Below are 16,992 nucleotides of genomic sequence, written 5' to 3' on the forward strand. Positions count from 1 at the left end.
GCCATAGTCTAGATGTGTTGAGCCGCCGCGCCGCCTCTTTTTTGTCTTTCCCCGCCTTCAAACTCCTCGGGGATTTCGTATTCCTTTAAGCGATTGGCCATCTCTCTGAGTCTCTGGTCGACAAGATAGTGGATGGTCCCCTCCGGGTACGTTCCGTCTTCCTTACGCTGGCCGGCCTCGACACCGGTCAGTACCTGGATTCCCTCGTCGATCATCTTGACCGGGTAGATATGGAACTTTCCTTCTTTGACCGCATCGATTACCTCTTGCTTAAGCATAAGGTTGACCACGTTTTGAATCGGGATCATTACACCCTGGTCACCGGTCAGACCGCGAGCTTTGCAAACATCGAAGAAGCCCTCGATCTTGCGGTTTACCCCGCCGATCGGCTGGACTTCACCCCGCTGATTAACCGAACCTGTGATTGCGAGGTTCTGCTTGATCGGCACATCGGAGAGCGCCGAGAGGAGCGCATAGAGCTCGGTGCTCGATGCGCTGTCGCCGTCTACTCCCTCGTAGCTCTGCTCGAACGTCAGACTCGCCGATATCGAGAGCGGCTTATCCTGGGCATATTGCCCCGCCAGGTAATTTGCCAAAATCAGCACGCCCTTGCTATGAGACGGTCCGCTCTGTTCGATTTCTCGCTCGATATTGATAACGCCCTTGGTGCCCAGATGAACCTTTGCGGTAATCCGGGACGGGCGCCCGAAATAGTAATCGCCGAGGCTGATGATGGAGAGCGCGTTTATCTGCCCGACAACCGATTCCTCCGTCTGGATCAAGACGATATCGCGGTTGATCATCTCCTGAATTTTCGCCTCGATCATATTGGAGCGGAATTTTTTATGGTCCTGGGCTTTTTTCACGTGCTCGGCCGAGACCAGTGGCGCGTTGCTCGCCGACGCCCAGTAGCTCGCTTCGCTCGCCAGATCCCCAACGTCCTGGAACCGGGTAGAGAGCTTCTTCTGGTCCCCCGCCAACCATGAGCCGTATTCGACGATCTTCGCGACGCCGCTTGGCTCGAAATCTTTAAGCTTGGCGTCGGCGACCTGCTCCCTCAAGAAGGAGGCGTATTTCTGAATGTGCTCGTCCGTGCGGTCCATCTCCACATTAAAGTCTGCTTTGACCTTAAAGAGTTCCCTAAAGTCCTCGTCCATATTGTAGAGGAGCATATAGACGTACGGATTGCCGATCAATACGATCTTTACATTAAGCGGAATCGGCTCGGGTTTGATCGTGGTCGCCGGTATGACCCGGTACTGCTCGCCCATAAGCTCGATCCTGATCTCCTCGCTTCGAATCGCCCGTTTCAGCATATCCCATGCAAGCGGGCTCGTAACCACATCGAGCACATGCATGATCAGATATCCGCCGTTTGCCCTGTGGAAAGCCCCTGATTTTATCATACTGAAATCGGTGCTCATCGCACCAAACTGGGCTTTATACTCGGTTTTCCCAAGCAGATTGTAATAGGATGGGTTAAGCTCAACAACAACGGGTGCTCCGTTAAGGTCGGCGTTGTTAACGATCACATTTACCTTGTATCTATCAAAACTTACCGGTCGCTGCAACGCCTCTAGCCCCGGAATCGCGACCGCTTGGCGTTCCCCGGGCCTGAAATCTTCCAGGTTTTCGATAATATCTTTTTCAACCTGGCCCAAATAGGTAAGCACCTTCGGTATATCATGGTATTTGTCTCGTAAGTCCTGCAGCAGGTGGCCGATGGCGAAAAGCGCGACCTCTTTATCCAGCCCCTGAACCTTGTCTTTGCTCTCTTTCTCAAGCTTTCGAACGCGGGTAAGAACCTCGTTTATCTCTGACTGCAGTTCTTCGCCCCGCTTCTGGATCTCTTTTTTCTGATCCTCGGGAAGAAGGCTGAACTCCTCCCTGCGCAGGGGACGTCCCTTCATCAAGGGAATGGTCATAATACCCGCGGTCGTTATATCAACCGTAAACCCCCGCTCCTCGGCTTTCTTTTCTATCTCCGCGAATCCCTTCTCACGCTCGGTCTCGAAGGTGTTGGCGATGCGCGTTTTGCGCTCCTCGTACTCCTTGCTCTCGAACGCCTTTGGGATCTCGTCACGTGCATGGTCCACGACCTCATCCATATCTTTGGCAAGCTCTCTGCCCTTACCCGGCGGCAACGATATCGCCAACGGCCGATCGGGGTCGTTAAAGTTATTGATATAGCACCAATCGCTCGGGACCGGCTCTTGCTTTGCTTTTATATCGATATAATCTTTGATGGTCGAGGTTTTACCCACGCCCGGAGGACCGGATGCATACAGATTGAAGCCCTTGGTCTTTATCCCGAGACTGAATTCGATAGATTCAACAGCCCTGTTTTGTCCGATCGTACCCGTGAGCGGTTCGATGTCTGCAGTTGATGAAAATTTGAATACTGACGGGTCGCAGACACGACGCAAGTCAGCTACAGGCAGCTCGTAGAACGCGTCTTTTACTTTTTTTAAGCTTGGTTGGTCCATGAAAGTCCCCCTTAGTCGTAATTCGTTAGGTTAGGATGTACCCTTTTTAAGCGGAGGAAAAACATTAGGGGGGATTAGCGATTAGGGAGTGAGTTGGTCAAAAACGAGTGCCGCCGCACCGAGTAAGCCCGCCTGGTTGCCGAGATCGGCCAGGACGACTTCGGCGACATCTTGGCTGGGGTGGAGTGTGCGCTCGGCGATAACTTTCCTGGCCGGTACGAGCACAAGGTCCCCGGCCTCCGCCATACCGCCGCCCAGAACTACGAGCTCCGGGTTAAAAATGTTGATGACGTTATTAATACCGATGCCGAGCCAAAAGCCGACTTCGTTAAAGATATCAAGGGCCAACGGGTCGTTTTTCTGCGCGGCCTCGGTCACCATAGGGCCGACGATGGCTTCGATGTCGCCCCCTGCAAGCTCCAAAATAAGGGTATCATTGTTGTGTGCGGCCCGCTCCTTGGCGATTCGCACCAGCGCCCTTCCGGCGGCCATCTCCTCAAAACAGCCGTAAGAGCCACAGCTACAGCGCGGTCCGGTCGCTTCTACGACCATATGGCCTATCTCCGCGGCACTTCCGGTCGCTCCCCTATAGAGGCAGCCATCGATAATAATGCCGGCGCCGATGCCGGTTCCGAGGGTAAGACCCACGATGTTGTCGGCATCCCGGCCTACACCGTAATACTTCTCGCCCAATGTCGCGAGATTACCATCGTTGTCCATAAACGTGGGAAGGCCGAAGTTCGATTCAACGATGCTTTTAAGACGAAGATCGGCAAAGGGAAGGTTGGGGGATTGCACTACCATGCCGTGCTCCCAGTCGATGGTACCGGCAACGGCAAGGCCGATACCTATGAGTTCTCCGATATCGGCGGCGGATTCGATAAGCTTTGCGATAAGACCCTCGATGGTAGCGACGACGTCTTCTGACGTCCCCGCCGGCGTGGCCGCCTTGGATGAAGCGACCATACGGCCCTCGGCATCCACCACCGCAACCGCGATCTTGGTCCCGCCCACATCAACGCCTATTGCAACCTTACGATTAGACATAATCATTCCTCTCCCCTGAACCCCGAATCCCCCAAGCCGAGCTTCGCTCAGGCCTCTTGACCCTTAATACACCGGGCGGCGCGGGAACGACCATTCCTGGGCGAAGTCCTCGCCGGGTGTTTTGGTTGTCACTATTATATCTTCGGGCTCGATGGTGACCATATTGTATGACGGCTCAGTGTAGCCACGGGTGCGAAGGGTGGAGACCGTTCCGCTGTTGATGAGAAGCATATTGGAAAGCGGCCACACATACGGGACATGCTTATGCCCGCACAAGATCAGATCGACCCCCGCGCCGCGAAGAAGGGCCATGACATCGCCCGCATCGAGCACGATATTGCGCTCCCTACCGGTTCCCGGAACGCTCACCAGGTGATGGTGCAGGACAAAGACCTTGAACGCGTGGTCCACCTTGAATTCCTCGCGCAACCAGTCGTAGTGCTCGCGCCCGATCTCGCCGTCGTTTAAATCAGGCTTTGCCGAATCGACCGCAACAAATTTTATTCGTTCCTGGAAATTTTCTGCTGAGCGCATCCCGAACTGCAGATCAAGCGTCCTATACCGGGGCCCGAAGATGCTCTCAAAATGCAGGTAGCCAAGGTTGCGGCTATCGTGGTTGCCCGATATGACGATCTTGATCGGGCACTCGAACATATCTATGTACTCCTTGGCCATCTCGAACTCGTCACGGTACCCCGCGGTCGTTAAATCACCGCATACCACGACTACCCGGGGCTTCGCCTGGTTTATCTCGTTGATCGCGGCGATTAAAAGCCCCCGTTCAAAACGCGGATCGCCGCAGTGAAGATCGGATATTTGCGCGATCTTATATGATTGGATTTCCATAGCTCAGGCTCCATGCACACGATAAGCCCGAGGCCCAACAGGTGCTGGGCCTCAAATACTGATAAACATTAACATTTGTTACTTGCTTACTATATTCTCCTATTCGCGCTGACTTTACACAACCCTGCAAATGATACGAAAATAGCAAGATAATGGCTTGGGATCAATCGGCTGTGCGTATCTGCAGTGCCTTAAAGCGCCGCAAGCTCAATGAGTTCGATACGACCGAAACCGAGCTGAACGCCAGCGCACCGACCGCCACCGGAATCAGTATGGCGTTGTAGAAAAATGCCCAGAACAGGTTCTGGTAAATATACCCATACCCCCTATATGTACAAGCAGGATGCCATTCTACAAGGCCCGAAATCAATCTACCTGATAATGGCAAATATATTCCACTCCGTGCCCTGAATATTGACACTAACTGCGATTTCTATAATAATAAGGATAACGTATGCATAGGGGTATAGGTATACCAGAGGTGATCGAATGGCATCGTACTCCGCCGATAAAGAGAAAATTTTATCAAGGCTGAAGCGCATCGAAGGTCAGCTTCGCGGCATCCAGCGCATGGTCAAAGATGATAAGTACTGCGTCGATATCTTAGTTCAGGTATCATCCGTGCTGGGCGCTACACAGCGGGTAGGCTTCATCATCCTCGACGACCATATCAAAGGATGCTTAAGGGGCGCCATCGCAAACGGGAATGGGGACGCCGAGGTCCAGGAGTTAGTGGACATCATCCAGCGCTTCGTAAAAACTTAAAGACCGACTTAAAGGAATGTACCTTCTCAATACACTTCTTCGGGCCATAGCGACATGGCTCTCCTACTGCCTCGCCCGAGTTTCTAGAACTGATTGCTCCTGTGTTGTTTGCTCTCTGGTGTTCACATCCGCTTTTGTGGACGGGATAACATCCTTGGTCATTAAATCTGCTACAATACGACCGTCCTTCAACTGAACAAGGCGCTCAGCATCGCGGATCGATTCGGGGTTGTGCGTGACCATGATTATGGTCTGCCCCTCGCTATGAAGCTGTTTGAAGAGCCCCAATACCTCTTCTCCCGTTTTGCTGTCAAGACTACCGACCGGCTCATCCGCAAGCAGAATCGGCGGATTATTAACCACAGCGCGGGCGACCGCGACCCGGCTCTGCTCTCCCCCGGATAACTCAGAGGGAAGCCGGTTGAGCTTGTTGCCAAGGCCGACCCGTTCAAGGGTGGTCACGGCAAGTTCCCGCTTGTTTTTGTGATCCGTAACGACTAACGGAAGCATTACATTTTCAACCGCTGTCAAATATGGGATGAGCTGGAGCTGCTGGAAAACGAATCCCAGGTATTCGCGCCTAAAATCGGCCCGCTTTTCCTGTGAAAGCGCATAGACATCGATCTCGTCGATGATAAGCGTTCCCGCACTGGGCGGGCTCATCGCGCCGAGGATAGCAAGAAGCGTACTCTTGCCGCTTCCCGACGGGCCCATGATCGCAAGGTACTCACCGTTCGCGATCTCAAAGCTTACATGCTCGAGCGCATGCACTTGGGTATCCCCGTCGCCTCCAAAATATTTGCTTAGCTCTTTACTGATAACTAACGACATTACTGCTCCTCCTAAAGGCTTTTAAGGGCATCGGCCGGGTCCATGTTTGCGGCTCTTCTGGCAGGCACCAGGCTTGCAACCAGACCGACTACAACCGAGAGAACTATCGAGAGGATCAACACCGGCACATTTAAGCCAACAGAAAGCTCAAACTTCTTTAGAAACGCCGGCAGTATAAAAACTATACCAAACCCTACCGCGTACCCGATAGCGCCGCCGATGAGGCTCAAGATAAGGGTTTCCGCTAGAATTATCCGTGCCACAACCGATTGCCGGTACCCGATCGCTCTAAAGATACCGATCTCCCGCTTGCGGTCACGCACCGATGAGGTCATCGTCGTAAATACGATGAGCCCGCTAATCAGCATGATTACTGCGGTGATGGCCAGACCGAACCGTGCGAGGGACCCGACTGCTTGTTCCCGGTATTGCACTGCCTGTTTAATCGATGAGACCGCTGCCTGCGGAAGAGCCTTTTCGAGGTCTTTTACTACTGCGTTGATGTCAGCATTGCTCTTTGCCGATACCTCGATCAGGCTGAGTTCACTACCCCGTCCGTATAAAGACTGTACTTCCTTTAGATCACCGAAGATGAGGCTATCATCCTGACTGCCCGTGGGATGAAGTACAGCGGCGACCTTGAAATCTTTCCCGGAAAGCGTGAGGCTATCCCCGGCTTTTACTGTAAGGTTCTTGGCGGCATCCTGACCCAACACCAGCTCATGGGGCTTGGCCGGTCTCTTTCCATTAAGCCGCCACCATTTCTTTATCAAAAACTCCTGGTTGAAATCGGACCCCACCAGAAGCGCCTTCTTATCTTTACTATCTACAACCTGCAACAACTTTGGTGACATGGCGGCGATGGTACCGGCACCGTGACTACGCTTGATCGTCGCAAGATCCGCCATGGAGAGTGATTTCACCTCGTAGGTATCGACGCCCGAGATCGTCATTCCGCCATAACTGAGCGACAAATTCGACGATGCCGGATAGATGACGATGTTAAAGCCGTAGGTATCGAGTTTCTCATCGACACCCTTTTGAAAGGAAAGCACGATAGTAAGGATTGCGACCAGTGCCGCAACGCCCACCGCAAGACCGGCCACGACGAGGGCCATCTTGCCTTTTCGCCTCGTTATATCTTTAAGTGCGATAGTATATACATGCATTCGTATCCACCTATAATCAAGCTTTTTAGGCCTATATCACATTGAGAGCTTCGGCCGGGTCGAGACGTGCCGCACTTAGCGCCGGGTAAAGGCTTGAAACCAACGCGATACATACCGCTGCCCCTATCGCCATGCCGGCAAACGCGGGGTTAAACTTAACCCCGACATCGATCCCGACCGCCAACGGGGCAACTGCGCTCGCGCCGAAGAATCCCGCCACGTACCCGAGCAGACCAGCCACAAGACCGGCGACACCCGATTCAAGCAGGATGATATAGAGGACATGGCTCCTTCGATACCCTATCGCCCGAAAAATGCCGATCTCCCTGCGACGCTCACGCACCGCGCTCAAGACGTTCGTAAAGACTATTAATACCGCCACTACGCCCATCATCGCTGAGAGCACGATGGAAAAGAGGGTAAACTGGCCGATGACCGCGTCTCTTGCCTCGGCGGCCTGTCGCACCGCCGATACTTTACCGCCTGGGATTTTCGTGCTGAGTTGGTCCACCATCATCGTAATCGGGCAGTTCTTACACCATGCGGAAACCTCGATGAGGCTGACCTCGCCCGGCTTATTCAATGCCCGCTGGGCTTGCTTAAGGTCGAGATAGATGAGGTCGTCCTCCTGCGTGCCGACCCTGCTGAGCACCCCGGCAACCTTAAATCGCTCTCCCTTGATGCTCAGATAATCGCCCGGCTTTGCCCCAAACTGCGACGCCGCCTTTCCACCGAGCAGCAGGTCCTTTTCACGTGTGGGACGCGCGCCCTGTTTTATCTCCCACCACTTTTTGATCTTAAGCTCATCCTTAAAGCGCACGCCCGCGATCATCACTTTCTGCCCATCGAGCTGGACGATGCCTAAAAGCTTCGGCGCGACCACATTGATATTAGCGCTGCTTTTAATAGTGCGGACTTTGCTCACGTCCCTATCGTTCAGGAGCGAGGAGCCGTACTGCACACCGCCGAGCGTGATCCCCGCGTAGGAGAGCGAGAGACTTTTCGCCTTCGGCACGACGACCATATTGGCGCCGTACTCGTCGATCTTGTTCTGCAGGTCGACCGACATGGCGGTGGAAATGCTGTAAAGGCTCACGACCGTCGCCACCCCAACCGCCAGGGCAACAATAAGCAGGATCACTTTTGATGGATGTTCTTTTATATTCTTCCATGTTATATGGTGAAGACTCATATCAAACCCCGAAAAATCTATAGAATAATACTAGTATAGAGCCACTGGTTACTATAGAGCCTCTAACTGGCCGTTCCTGAACGCAAGTTCTTTGACCGCCTTGCCGCCTTTTTTAATAGTGATCTGCTGGTGACAGCCAAAGTCCTTAACCTCAGCCGTCACGTTGGCATCCCCGGCCTTCTTTGCATACCAGGCGATCGCGGCGTTCTCGAGCTTTTTAACATCCAACTTGCCCGATGCATCATATACATCAAGGGCTGTTGCACTGGTAGCGCTTACACCGGTAGCGCTTGTGCTAGTAACCTGGCCTGTGCTAGACGAGCAGCAGCTCCCGGTGCCGCCGCATGCCCCATAACCGCCAGTGCTGGCACCCCCGGCTGCGCTATTGCTACCGCCAACCGTAGAAGCTACCGGTTGCCCGGATGCGTAGTAGCCACCCTGGCCCAACTCAGCGGTGCTTGGCGCCGCTAAGGACTTTATCACGATATTACCTACCAGGAACACCGCCACGATGGCGACCCAAAACACAACGTATTTTGCGATTTGGCGCTTTGAATCAACAGCGCCTTCTGAAGTCTCAGTCAAGACCTCTTCAACTTTTTCGTCCGTCACGAGATGCCTCCTTACTTCTCTTACCACCTACAACTTATTGTCCGCCAACCGGCCTATCAAGGGGTTGGGATGTCCACTTGGCTAAATCGGACTCGGCTATCTGGATTTTATCGCCGACCAGCTTATGCGGCATTTCGTCAAACGGGTACAGCTTGCACGCCCCGGAAAGGCCGACCTGGCTTTCCGGTTCCCTTTTTGTCGCACAAGAGCCGCAGGTAAGCATTCCGTCTACATCGTAATACTGCCGCTTGGCCTGGCATGGCGGGCACAAGCTTACGCCGGTGAACAACTTGCCCGATGGCTTTATATAGGCCATCATCGAGATGATCTGCTTATCGCTCGGCCTGGTGTACTCGAAATATACGATCCGGTTGCTTATGATATCACCCGCTGTGATGAGAATCTTGCCGCCTTGAATCTGCGGGGTTATGTCGGTCATATCGATTCTCTTGTCGAATTTGATGGGCTCGGTCAGCTTGACTTCCTCATAACCGCTCGGCAAATAGCGCCCGATATATTTCGCCTCCCGCGGATCTGCTTGCGCTACGGCCGGGGCGCTGCTTGAGCGCATATAGAAGCCGATACCGACCATCACAAGAATCGCAACTGCCGCTATCGCGACATATATGGATTTTGAAGGGCCTTTCGTATTCACAAACTGGTCTCTTTTGTTTTTCGGTGTCGTGGTTTTACTCATTTTCCTACCTCGCTTCAGCTATTTATTTTCACGTCGATCAACCTGCGATCAACGTATCACCGGTATCTCTTAGTATCGTCAGGCCTGTGGCTAGATTTACCGGCAGATTATTTTTTAAGGACCTCACGGGGTGTTAAACCCGCTCTATAACTACTACATACCATAGTAATTAACACCAAAAAATTTTACTTTTGAGCATGCGCGGGCGCATCGCTACAGCAACTATAATTATGCTTTGCGCACACGCCGCCCATCTTGCACTTTCCATAGGCGCCACCATCGAACGATGGCTGCGCATAAGCGAGCCCAACCACGCTTGCCAGAATCAATGCGCTGATAAGTGCGCCGGTGATTAACCTCAACACCGAGGTCTGTACCGTATCACCGGATTGCAACAGCCGGTGTATGCGGGTCTTGGCCGTGGCCTTGTTTGAGAAAAATGTAGCATATGCAGGAGATAATGCCTTTTTGCTAGAGACCGCCTTGGCGACGGAGACTATCGCACCCGCAAGCTCCACCGGATCGCCCGTCGCGCGAACCGCAAACTCATCGGCGGCAAACTCTTTTTCACTGACGAAGATCGCAAACAGCTGGTGGCTAATAGGAAGCGGCCACAAGAAATCCCTAATAAACAGCGCAAGAAAAATGGCCAGGTTGTCTCGACGTTTGATGTGACCCACTTCATGGGCAACAACCGCCGCAAGCTCGCTATCGTTGAGACTCTGGATGAGTCCGCTAGAAAGACAAATGGTGGGCTTTACTACGCCATAGGTAAAGGCCGAGATATCACTATCATCCGCAACCCGCACGCGCACATGTGTGGCATCCAGATTACCGAGGATAGCATCAAGCCGTGGGAATTCTTCGGCTGTATGAGAATAACGCCGCGCTACCTTACGTGCTGAAGCGACAACAAAGACCGCCTTTATCGCGGCGGCGATCAGCGCCGCTATAGCTACCGTCAACAGAATTTGCTGCGGGCTTCCTAAGATTTGAAAAATCGACGTGACGGCATTTGAGCACCCGGATCCCAACACGTTGCATGTCTCAGCAACCTGCTTCATCGCCACCCCACCGGCAAACCAATTATCGATGTTATAGGCAATTGCCGTGATGGCTCCGAGACCCAGCGCGATAAGCCCTATTAAGCTGACCCGTGCGTTTCGCGATGAAAAGTCCGCTTTACTCAAGACTGTTTCCTTTTTTCTTGAATGAGCCTCTCAAGCTCGTTGAGCGTTTCGTCATCCTCGGTCAGGCTATCGACAAAAAATGCCAGCGCTTGCCTACCAAAGTCGTCTTTCATTCCGCCTATCATCGAAGCGAGCATCGTCTGGCTGAACTCATCTTTGGTGATAGCCGCACTGTAAAGATAGTGCTTACCATCACGCTCTTTTTGAAGGATACCTTTATCCGACAAGCGGCTCATAACCGTCATGACGGTGGTGTAAGCAATCTCCCGGTTGCACCCGAGAAGCGCGTGGATTTCCCTCACGCTTACGATCTCACGCTCCCAGATAAGATCCATGATATCGGCCTCGAGGTCACCCAGTACTTTTCTACTTCCCGATTCACTTGGTCTGAAACTGCCTACCTTGAACTTCTTCACGATTAACCTCTAAAATAGATTACTATGCTTTGTAGTATATCTCTATTTCAGGGATTTGACAATAAAAATACTAGCATACTCTTTAACTAAACCGGACTTGTGGTAGAATAGACCAAGAATACTTATACCGGTAGGGGGTATATATGGAAACCAGTGCTAACGTATCAATGCTTATGGCCTTCTCAGCAGGCATAATATCGTTTATTTCACCATGTGTGCTACCGCTGATTCCAGGATACCTGTCATTTATCTCCGGAGTATCGGTGGATCAGCTCGGAGAAGCTTCTAGGCAATCACGCGTAAAGGTACTTATCGCAACCATCCTTTTTGTCATCGGTTTTGCAATCATCTTCGTGGCACTCGGTGCGTCTGCGGGCCTTGCGGGCTCCTGGCTTACCTCATACAAATCGATTATGACCAAGGTCGCGGGCATTGTAATCATAATATTTGCGCTCTTTACGATGGATATTATCAAAATCCCGCAGCTCTATGGAACGAAGCGATTCCAGACAAACAAGCGCAACTTCGGACTCTGGGGGGCGCTCCCGCTCGGAATGGCATTCGGTTTTGCCTGGACTCCCTGCGTGGGCCCGATCCTCGCGTCCATTTATATGGTCGCCGCAACCAGCCAAAACGTTAACCAGGCAACCATACTCTTAAGTATCTATGCTTTAGGTCTTGGTATTCCGTTCATAGCGACCGCGCTCTTCTTCAATACAGCTCTTGGAGCCTTTAAGTGGATTAAGAAAAACTACAGGGTGATCAATATTATCAGCGGCCTGCTGCTTCTTGCAATGGGTGTTCTCATCCTGAGCGGTAAACTGACCCTAATCAACGGCTTATTCCAGGGGCTTGGAAGTTAAAACTAAATAACCTGCTCATCTTACCACCGTTGGAAAAATTTCCTTGACAATTCCTAGGTGGTTCTCCTTATAATAGTAATGGCTTTGTTGCTATTGTTGCATTCGTCCTTACATTATTAACAAATGTTTATTTTTTTAACAAATCATTCATTAATCCGACATATTTTGCTAAAATAACAGCGAGCGATTAAATTTTGTATGCACGATGCAAGCATCTCTTATGTCTTAGAACATAAAGCGTTCTCATAAAAGCCGGTGTCTTAAACGCTAAAGTCGATTTGAAATTGGTCGATGAGTGTCTATAACGCAGGGCAGGATACTAAAATCAGGATGGTTAACTAAGCGATGGACCCAAGAAAAAAACGGTTTCTAGTATATCAAATTAGCGCGCTGGCAGTTTTCGTAATCGCATTCATGGTTGCGGGGAATGCAATGGTTAACCGCTATCAGACCTGCAATATGTGCCACGAGATGAACAACGACGTTAAGGCATGGCAGGGTTCATCACACGAGAAGATCGCCTGTACGAGTTGTCACCACAAAGCTACAGGCTATTACGGCTTCATCCTCGGAATCCCGGAAAAAATCACCGATGGCTTCGCCCATGTAACCGGCTCGTATTCGACGCCGATCAGGGCGGAACAACATATAGATAGTAGCGTATGCCAGCGTTGCCATGTAAGCTGGCGTAATGTTTCCCCATCGGGCGACTTGCTCGTTCCGCACAACTTACACTTCCAGAAGAAGAAAATACCGTGCGTGCGGTGCCACTTTGCCGTTGTCCATGGCGCACAGATGGAAGGAAAATTCATACGCAGACCGCCTATGGAATTATGCTTGACCTGCCACGGCGGCGGCGCCAAGACGGCGGCAACATACTATGCGCCGACCTTAACGTGTAAAAACTGTCATACTGAAAAAGCCGTCCCGGATAGCCATAGAACCCCGAAATGGTTCGAGATTCACAGTACGGTAGCAAGGGACGCAGCTCATCCCGATCATAATTGCAAGAAATGTCATGGCTGGACGCCTTACTTCTGCAGTAAGTGTCACCAAAGCAAACGTCCTTCAACCCACTATGGCGCCGATAAGTGGCGCACGTACCATAGCATTCGCGCCAAGGTTGACAAGAGCGGTTGCCTGGTGTGTCATAATGCAGAGACGTTCTGTTACCGGTGTCACGATCCATTTAAAGACTAGGAAGGGTAGAATAGACCGTGAACTCATTGCTGGAAAAAGTGCGCAATTACTATCAAAACAACCCTAAAAGGGTCAGATTGGCGCTCATCGCGTTAGTCGCGGTTAGCATATTTAGCTACGCTGCGCTTGAGTTCACTTCTCAACCCGGTTTCTGCTATAACTGCCACGAGATGCACCCGGCCTGGAATAACTGGAAGAATTCGGTTCACGCAGAGGTAACGTGCAATTCGTGTCACATAAAACCAGGTTTTTTCAACCTCGTGTTTCACAAGATGGCGTCGTATAAAGAAATCATCGCGCACTTCAGCGAGCAGAATAAACCCAATCCACCGAAAATCCGTGCCAGCGAGCTTGAGCCGGAAAACGAGGCGTGCGGGCAGTGCCATTCGATGAACAGGCTGTTCTCGTTCTCGGGCGACCTTAAAGTACCGCACGAGTTGCATATTAAGAAGGGGCTTACCTGTCCGACCTGCCACTCACGGGTCGTCCATGGCGATCCCGACCAGAGGAAGCCGAAGATGGAGGTCTGCCTGACGTGCCATGACGGCAAGAAAGCTCCTGATAAATGCGGTACGTGCCACACCAAAAAAGCGGTTCCGGAAAGCCACAAGAAAGCCAACTGGTTCCAGGTACACGGTCAGATGTCAAAAGTCATCAACTGCGGCAAATGCCACAACTGGAGACCTGACTGGTGTATGCAGTGCCACAAGAAAAAACCACAATCCCATTTGACCATGTGGAGAAGCAATCATGGCCAGCACGCCAAGGCCGATCGCAAGGGCTGTAACGCGTGCCATAAGACAGAGTTCTGCTTACGGTGCCACGGTATCCAGCCATAGCATACGAAGCGGCTTTCTGCTAAGCCCCTGTGTCAGTTTAATCCGATTGCTAGAGGAATACGCCCTCTCCTGTCTATACCCATTGGCACGTCCCTATTGTAAGAAGCGCTTCCGCGTTATATGATTTTGCTGAGGTGCTAACGATGGATTGCAAACAAGCCCGGTTTTTGCTTTCGTATTATCACGATAAGAAGCTCAACAAGCAGCAAAGCAAAGAGGTTACTGAGCACCTCAAAGCATGCCCGGCTTGCGCGCAGGCATATGCCACACTCCAAGAACTCCCCGAGCTTATTCGAAGCATCCCCGTCGGAAGGCTGCCGCGTAGGCTCAGGCGCAGAATCAGAATAAGAAGTGTTGCGGCATTGAAGGGACGCGAGGACCTGATAGCCGCAGAGATCGAACCCGATGCAGAACTTCGCCGTTTTTCGGCGGTGATCAGATATGCGGCCATAGCTGTAATCGTTATGGCCATCGCCGCCGTTCCCCTCTCGTTAACGCACGGTCCGGGGTTCTCTTCAATCCAAGGCATCCTTTCACCGCAAGATACCACCGTTTCCAGCGTAAACGACCTGGATTCTGGGGCTGGGACACAAAAAGACGGCTCACTTAAGCCTAAACCGCTTGACTCGCTGGACCAACCCGAATTATCGCTTTCGACAACGCAATACGATGCTACTACCGCTGAAAAGGCGGCAACAAGAATCAGTATCGTGAAGTTCGCACATCAATACAGGGTTATCGAGGCCCGGGCGTACCAGCAAAAACTCGTATCATCAATGGCAGATCGGGTGAATGAGGCTGGCAAGCAACCGGGGTCGTTTACCGCAAGCGTCAAGCTCGCGCTTCGCTTGCTGGGCAAGCCGTCACTTCCCTCATATGCTGAAGAGGTGCTTAAAGATGATAAGAAGCTCTGGGTCATCGTCCTTAACTGGGATAACGGAACTCAAGATGCACCACTCTCGCAAGTAACGGTCTTCACGATCGATCCTTCGACTCCAAAAATAATCGATTGCTGGCCACGTGCGCCACAAAACGCCGAAATGGGGAGCCCGCCCGTAAACCCGCACGGGTCGCTCTACTGCGTAACCTGTCACTCGAATTTTAACAACGACAGCCCTTCATTTCAGCCATCTCAGTGGAAAGCCAAGGCCCGAGAATCATGCGTTAACTGCCACGACCATAAAGCACAGGCTGATGTATATGCTCAAAGTGTACACGGCCGGGCGGCAGCCTCTGCAGACAAAGGCAAAAGCGACACATTTGCGCCGGATTGCGTTGATTGTCATGGAGGCCATATCACGTCGGCGTCGAATGACACCGCTCGAATGCGCGTCGCAATGCGCCTTCAAGTACAAGAAACCTGCGGTAGCTGTCATAAAGATTATTGGGAACCGTACAACGACTACTATCACGGAAAGGCTTTTATCTTTAACACGGCAAATGTGCCGGCCTGCTGGGATTGCCACGGCTATCACGATATCCAGCGCTCCAGTAACCCAGTGTCGCACGTGGCAAGAGCAAACCTTCCCATGACATGCGCGAAGTGTCATTCGACAACCGACCTTACATTTATTCAATATGGAAGGCCCGTTCATTCCGATAGGGGCGAATCTGTTACAGACATGTTCTGGCGCTATCTAAACAGTAGGCTTTACGATTTACAAGGCAAGCGGCGGCCTTAACTCTCATGCGCCGAGGCTTGCTCTCGAAGGAGGATAAACGAGCAATGGACTGCAAAAGAGCACTACTATTTCTCCCTGCATATTATGATAAAGACCTGGACCGGTCCGATAGGGTGGAACTTGAGGCCCACCTCGACTCGTGTGCGGGTTGCTCAACCGAGTCCAAGAAGATCGAGAAACTGGCAGATGCCCTCAAGGCAACCTATGGCATTGGATTGCCACTCTCGCTTGCCGGTAAATTTCGCTCGTTTATCCGTCGCTCGCGACCACGGTACTTAGTCAATAAATTCTTGTTGTTTTTTGTCGTCCAGCGACGGGAAATAATCAGTTTTACATCCGAGACCGCGTTTCTAAGCGGGCTTGTGCTGATGACCATCGGCGTCGTAACGATGTATTCATGGTGGGTTTCTAGACCCGCGATTGACCCTTCCCCGACCGAAACTGTAAGTACGGTCCCCTTAATGCCAAAACCGGCGAAAAGTAAAGCCGTAGAGCCAGGCGCAGAAAAGTTCACGAAATCGGAGAGCTATGTAAGTTCGAAGAAGGCCCTCCCGCAGGTCGTGATATCAAATAAACGATATGACCGTGATGATATCGGCGACATCATGTTGAACGAGGTAATCCTTGACCATAGCTCCGAATACTCGATAGCTCAAGCAACCCCGCTTCAGGACCGGTTGGTAATGCAGGTCGCCGATAAAGCCCGGCTTCTCGGCGAGGATGGAGCGTGCGCCCAGCGCTGTGTCAACACCGCGCTTGCGATACTGAATAAACCGGCCTTGCCCGCATATATCGAGAAGGCGCGATTTAGAGACAAACCCGTATGGCTTGTCGTTCTTATCTGGAATACCGGTAACCCCTCAGAGCGGCTCTCAAAAGCCTCGGTATTCGCAATCGATGCAGCTAAGAATTCGATTGTGTATACGGAGTAAGCACGCCGTATTTCCTACAATTTGGCAACCTGCCTTGTACCTATAGCGATCCTTTTAAATACTATGGTATTTTCTTGACAATCTTATTGTCAGTAGCATGGTATTGTTACATAATTGATTTGAAGCATTCGTTGCATGCAGGGCTGTCTGGAAGAAATGGGGCACCGATGTCAGAAACGCCTGAACAACCTCAAGTAGAGCCGATAGCACCGGAATCCGCACCAA

The 16,992-nt window shown here is 51.8% G+C and carries 17 protein-coding genes; 7 read left to right on the forward strand and 10 right to left on the reverse strand.

All coding sequences use genetic code 11. The features are described 5' to 3' along the window. Nucleotides 1–8: 8 nt before the first annotated feature. The 3 genes from ACYC56_RS01795 to ACYC56_RS01805 form a co-directional block, all read right to left on the reverse strand. Nucleotides 9–2,486 carry a Lon protease family protein gene (locus tag ACYC56_RS01795; protein ID WP_461372465.1) on the reverse strand — a complete coding sequence of 826 codons (2,478 nt, stop codon included), beginning with the start codon at nt 2,484–2,486 and terminating at the stop codon, nt 9–11. An 81-nt stretch (nt 2,487–2,567) separates the two neighbouring features. After that, the gene (locus ACYC56_RS01800) at nt 2,568–3,533 is read right to left on the reverse strand and encodes an ROK family protein (RefSeq protein WP_461372466.1); all 966 of its coding nucleotides are present in this window, start codon (nt 3,531–3,533) and stop codon (nt 2,568–2,570) included. Nucleotides 3,534–3,596: 63 nt separating this feature from the next. Further along, complete coding sequence (locus tag ACYC56_RS01805) at nt 3,597–4,379, reverse strand: metallophosphoesterase family protein (protein WP_461372467.1); 783 nt, start codon at nt 4,377–4,379, stop codon at nt 3,597–3,599. 152 nt (nt 4,380–4,531) lie between these two features. Between ACYC56_RS01805 and ACYC56_RS01810 the strand changes: the two genes are divergently transcribed. Beyond that, complete coding sequence (locus ACYC56_RS01810) at nt 4,532–4,663, forward strand: hypothetical protein (RefSeq protein ID WP_461372481.1); 132 nt, start codon at nt 4,532–4,534, stop codon at nt 4,661–4,663. A gap of 205 nt (nt 4,664–4,868) precedes the next feature. Continuing rightward, complete coding sequence (locus ACYC56_RS01815; RefSeq protein WP_461372468.1) at nt 4,869–5,144, forward strand: metal-sensitive transcriptional regulator; 276 nt, start codon at nt 4,869–4,871, stop codon at nt 5,142–5,144. A gap of 63 nt (nt 5,145–5,207) precedes the next feature. On the opposite strand, the gene ACYC56_RS01820 is transcribed toward ACYC56_RS01815, so the two are convergent. The 7 genes from ACYC56_RS01820 to ACYC56_RS01850 all read right to left on the reverse strand — a co-directional run bounded on the left by ACYC56_RS01820 (nt 5,208) and on the right by ACYC56_RS01850 (nt 11,251). After that, nucleotides 5,208–5,975 carry an ABC transporter ATP-binding protein gene (locus ACYC56_RS01820; RefSeq protein ID WP_461372469.1) on the reverse strand — a complete coding sequence of 256 codons (768 nt, stop codon included), beginning with the start codon at nt 5,973–5,975 and terminating at the stop codon, nt 5,208–5,210. An 11-nt stretch (nt 5,976–5,986) separates the two neighbouring features. Then, nucleotides 5,987–7,144 (reverse strand): ABC transporter permease, encoded by a 1,158-nt coding sequence (locus ACYC56_RS01825; protein WP_461372470.1) that lies wholly within the window; start codon nt 7,142–7,144, stop codon nt 5,987–5,989. Between the two features lie 31 nt (nt 7,145–7,175). Then, nucleotides 7,176–8,336 (reverse strand): ABC transporter permease, encoded by a 1,161-nt coding sequence (locus ACYC56_RS01830; protein ID WP_461372471.1) that lies wholly within the window; start codon nt 8,334–8,336, stop codon nt 7,176–7,178. A 51-nt stretch (nt 8,337–8,387) separates the two neighbouring features. Next, nucleotides 8,388–8,948 carry a hypothetical protein gene (locus ACYC56_RS01835; RefSeq protein WP_461372472.1) on the reverse strand — a complete coding sequence of 187 codons (561 nt, stop codon included), beginning with the start codon at nt 8,946–8,948 and terminating at the stop codon, nt 8,388–8,390. 34 nt (nt 8,949–8,982) lie between these two features. After that, on the reverse strand, nt 8,983–9,645 hold the full coding sequence (locus tag ACYC56_RS01840) for a Fe-S-containing protein (protein ID WP_461372473.1): 663 nt from the start codon (nt 9,643–9,645) through the stop codon (nt 8,983–8,985). A 185-nt stretch (nt 9,646–9,830) separates the two neighbouring features. Beyond that, nucleotides 9,831–10,835, reverse strand: coding sequence for a M56 family metallopeptidase (locus tag ACYC56_RS01845; RefSeq protein ID WP_461372474.1), 1,005 nt, complete (start codon nt 10,833–10,835; stop codon nt 9,831–9,833). Next, nucleotides 10,832–11,251, reverse strand: a complete 420-nt coding sequence (locus ACYC56_RS01850) for a BlaI/MecI/CopY family transcriptional regulator (RefSeq protein WP_461372475.1) — start codon at nt 11,249–11,251, stop codon at nt 10,832–10,834. Before ACYC56_RS01850 ends, ACYC56_RS01845 begins: the two co-directional genes overlap by 4 nt. 143 nt (nt 11,252–11,394) lie before the next feature. Between ACYC56_RS01850 and ACYC56_RS01855 the strand changes: the two genes are divergently transcribed. From ACYC56_RS01855 to ACYC56_RS01875, 5 genes are all read left to right on the forward strand, one after another. Then, nucleotides 11,395–12,114, forward strand: a complete 720-nt coding sequence (locus ACYC56_RS01855) for a cytochrome c biogenesis CcdA family protein (protein ID WP_461372476.1) — start codon at nt 11,395–11,397, stop codon at nt 12,112–12,114. A 345-nt stretch (nt 12,115–12,459) separates the two neighbouring features. Beyond that, nucleotides 12,460–13,314, forward strand: a complete 855-nt coding sequence (locus ACYC56_RS01860; RefSeq protein ID WP_461372477.1) for a NapC/NirT family cytochrome c — start codon at nt 12,460–12,462, stop codon at nt 13,312–13,314. A gap of 26 nt (nt 13,315–13,340) precedes the next feature. After that, nucleotides 13,341–14,153, forward strand: coding sequence for a NapC/NirT family cytochrome c (locus ACYC56_RS01865; RefSeq protein ID WP_461372478.1), 813 nt, complete (start codon nt 13,341–13,343; stop codon nt 14,151–14,153). Between the two features lie 143 nt (nt 14,154–14,296). After that, nucleotides 14,297–15,835 carry a zf-HC2 domain-containing protein gene (locus ACYC56_RS01870; protein WP_461372479.1) on the forward strand — a complete coding sequence of 513 codons (1,539 nt, stop codon included), beginning with the start codon at nt 14,297–14,299 and terminating at the stop codon, nt 15,833–15,835. Nucleotides 15,836–15,879: 44 nt separating this feature from the next. Continuing rightward, the gene (locus ACYC56_RS01875) at nt 15,880–16,767 is read left to right on the forward strand and encodes an anti-sigma factor family protein (RefSeq protein ID WP_461372480.1); all 888 of its coding nucleotides are present in this window, start codon (nt 15,880–15,882) and stop codon (nt 16,765–16,767) included. Nucleotides 16,768–16,992 lie beyond the last annotated feature (225 nt).

The sequence above is a fragment of the Candidatus Aquicultor sp. genome, assembly GCF_054640775.1.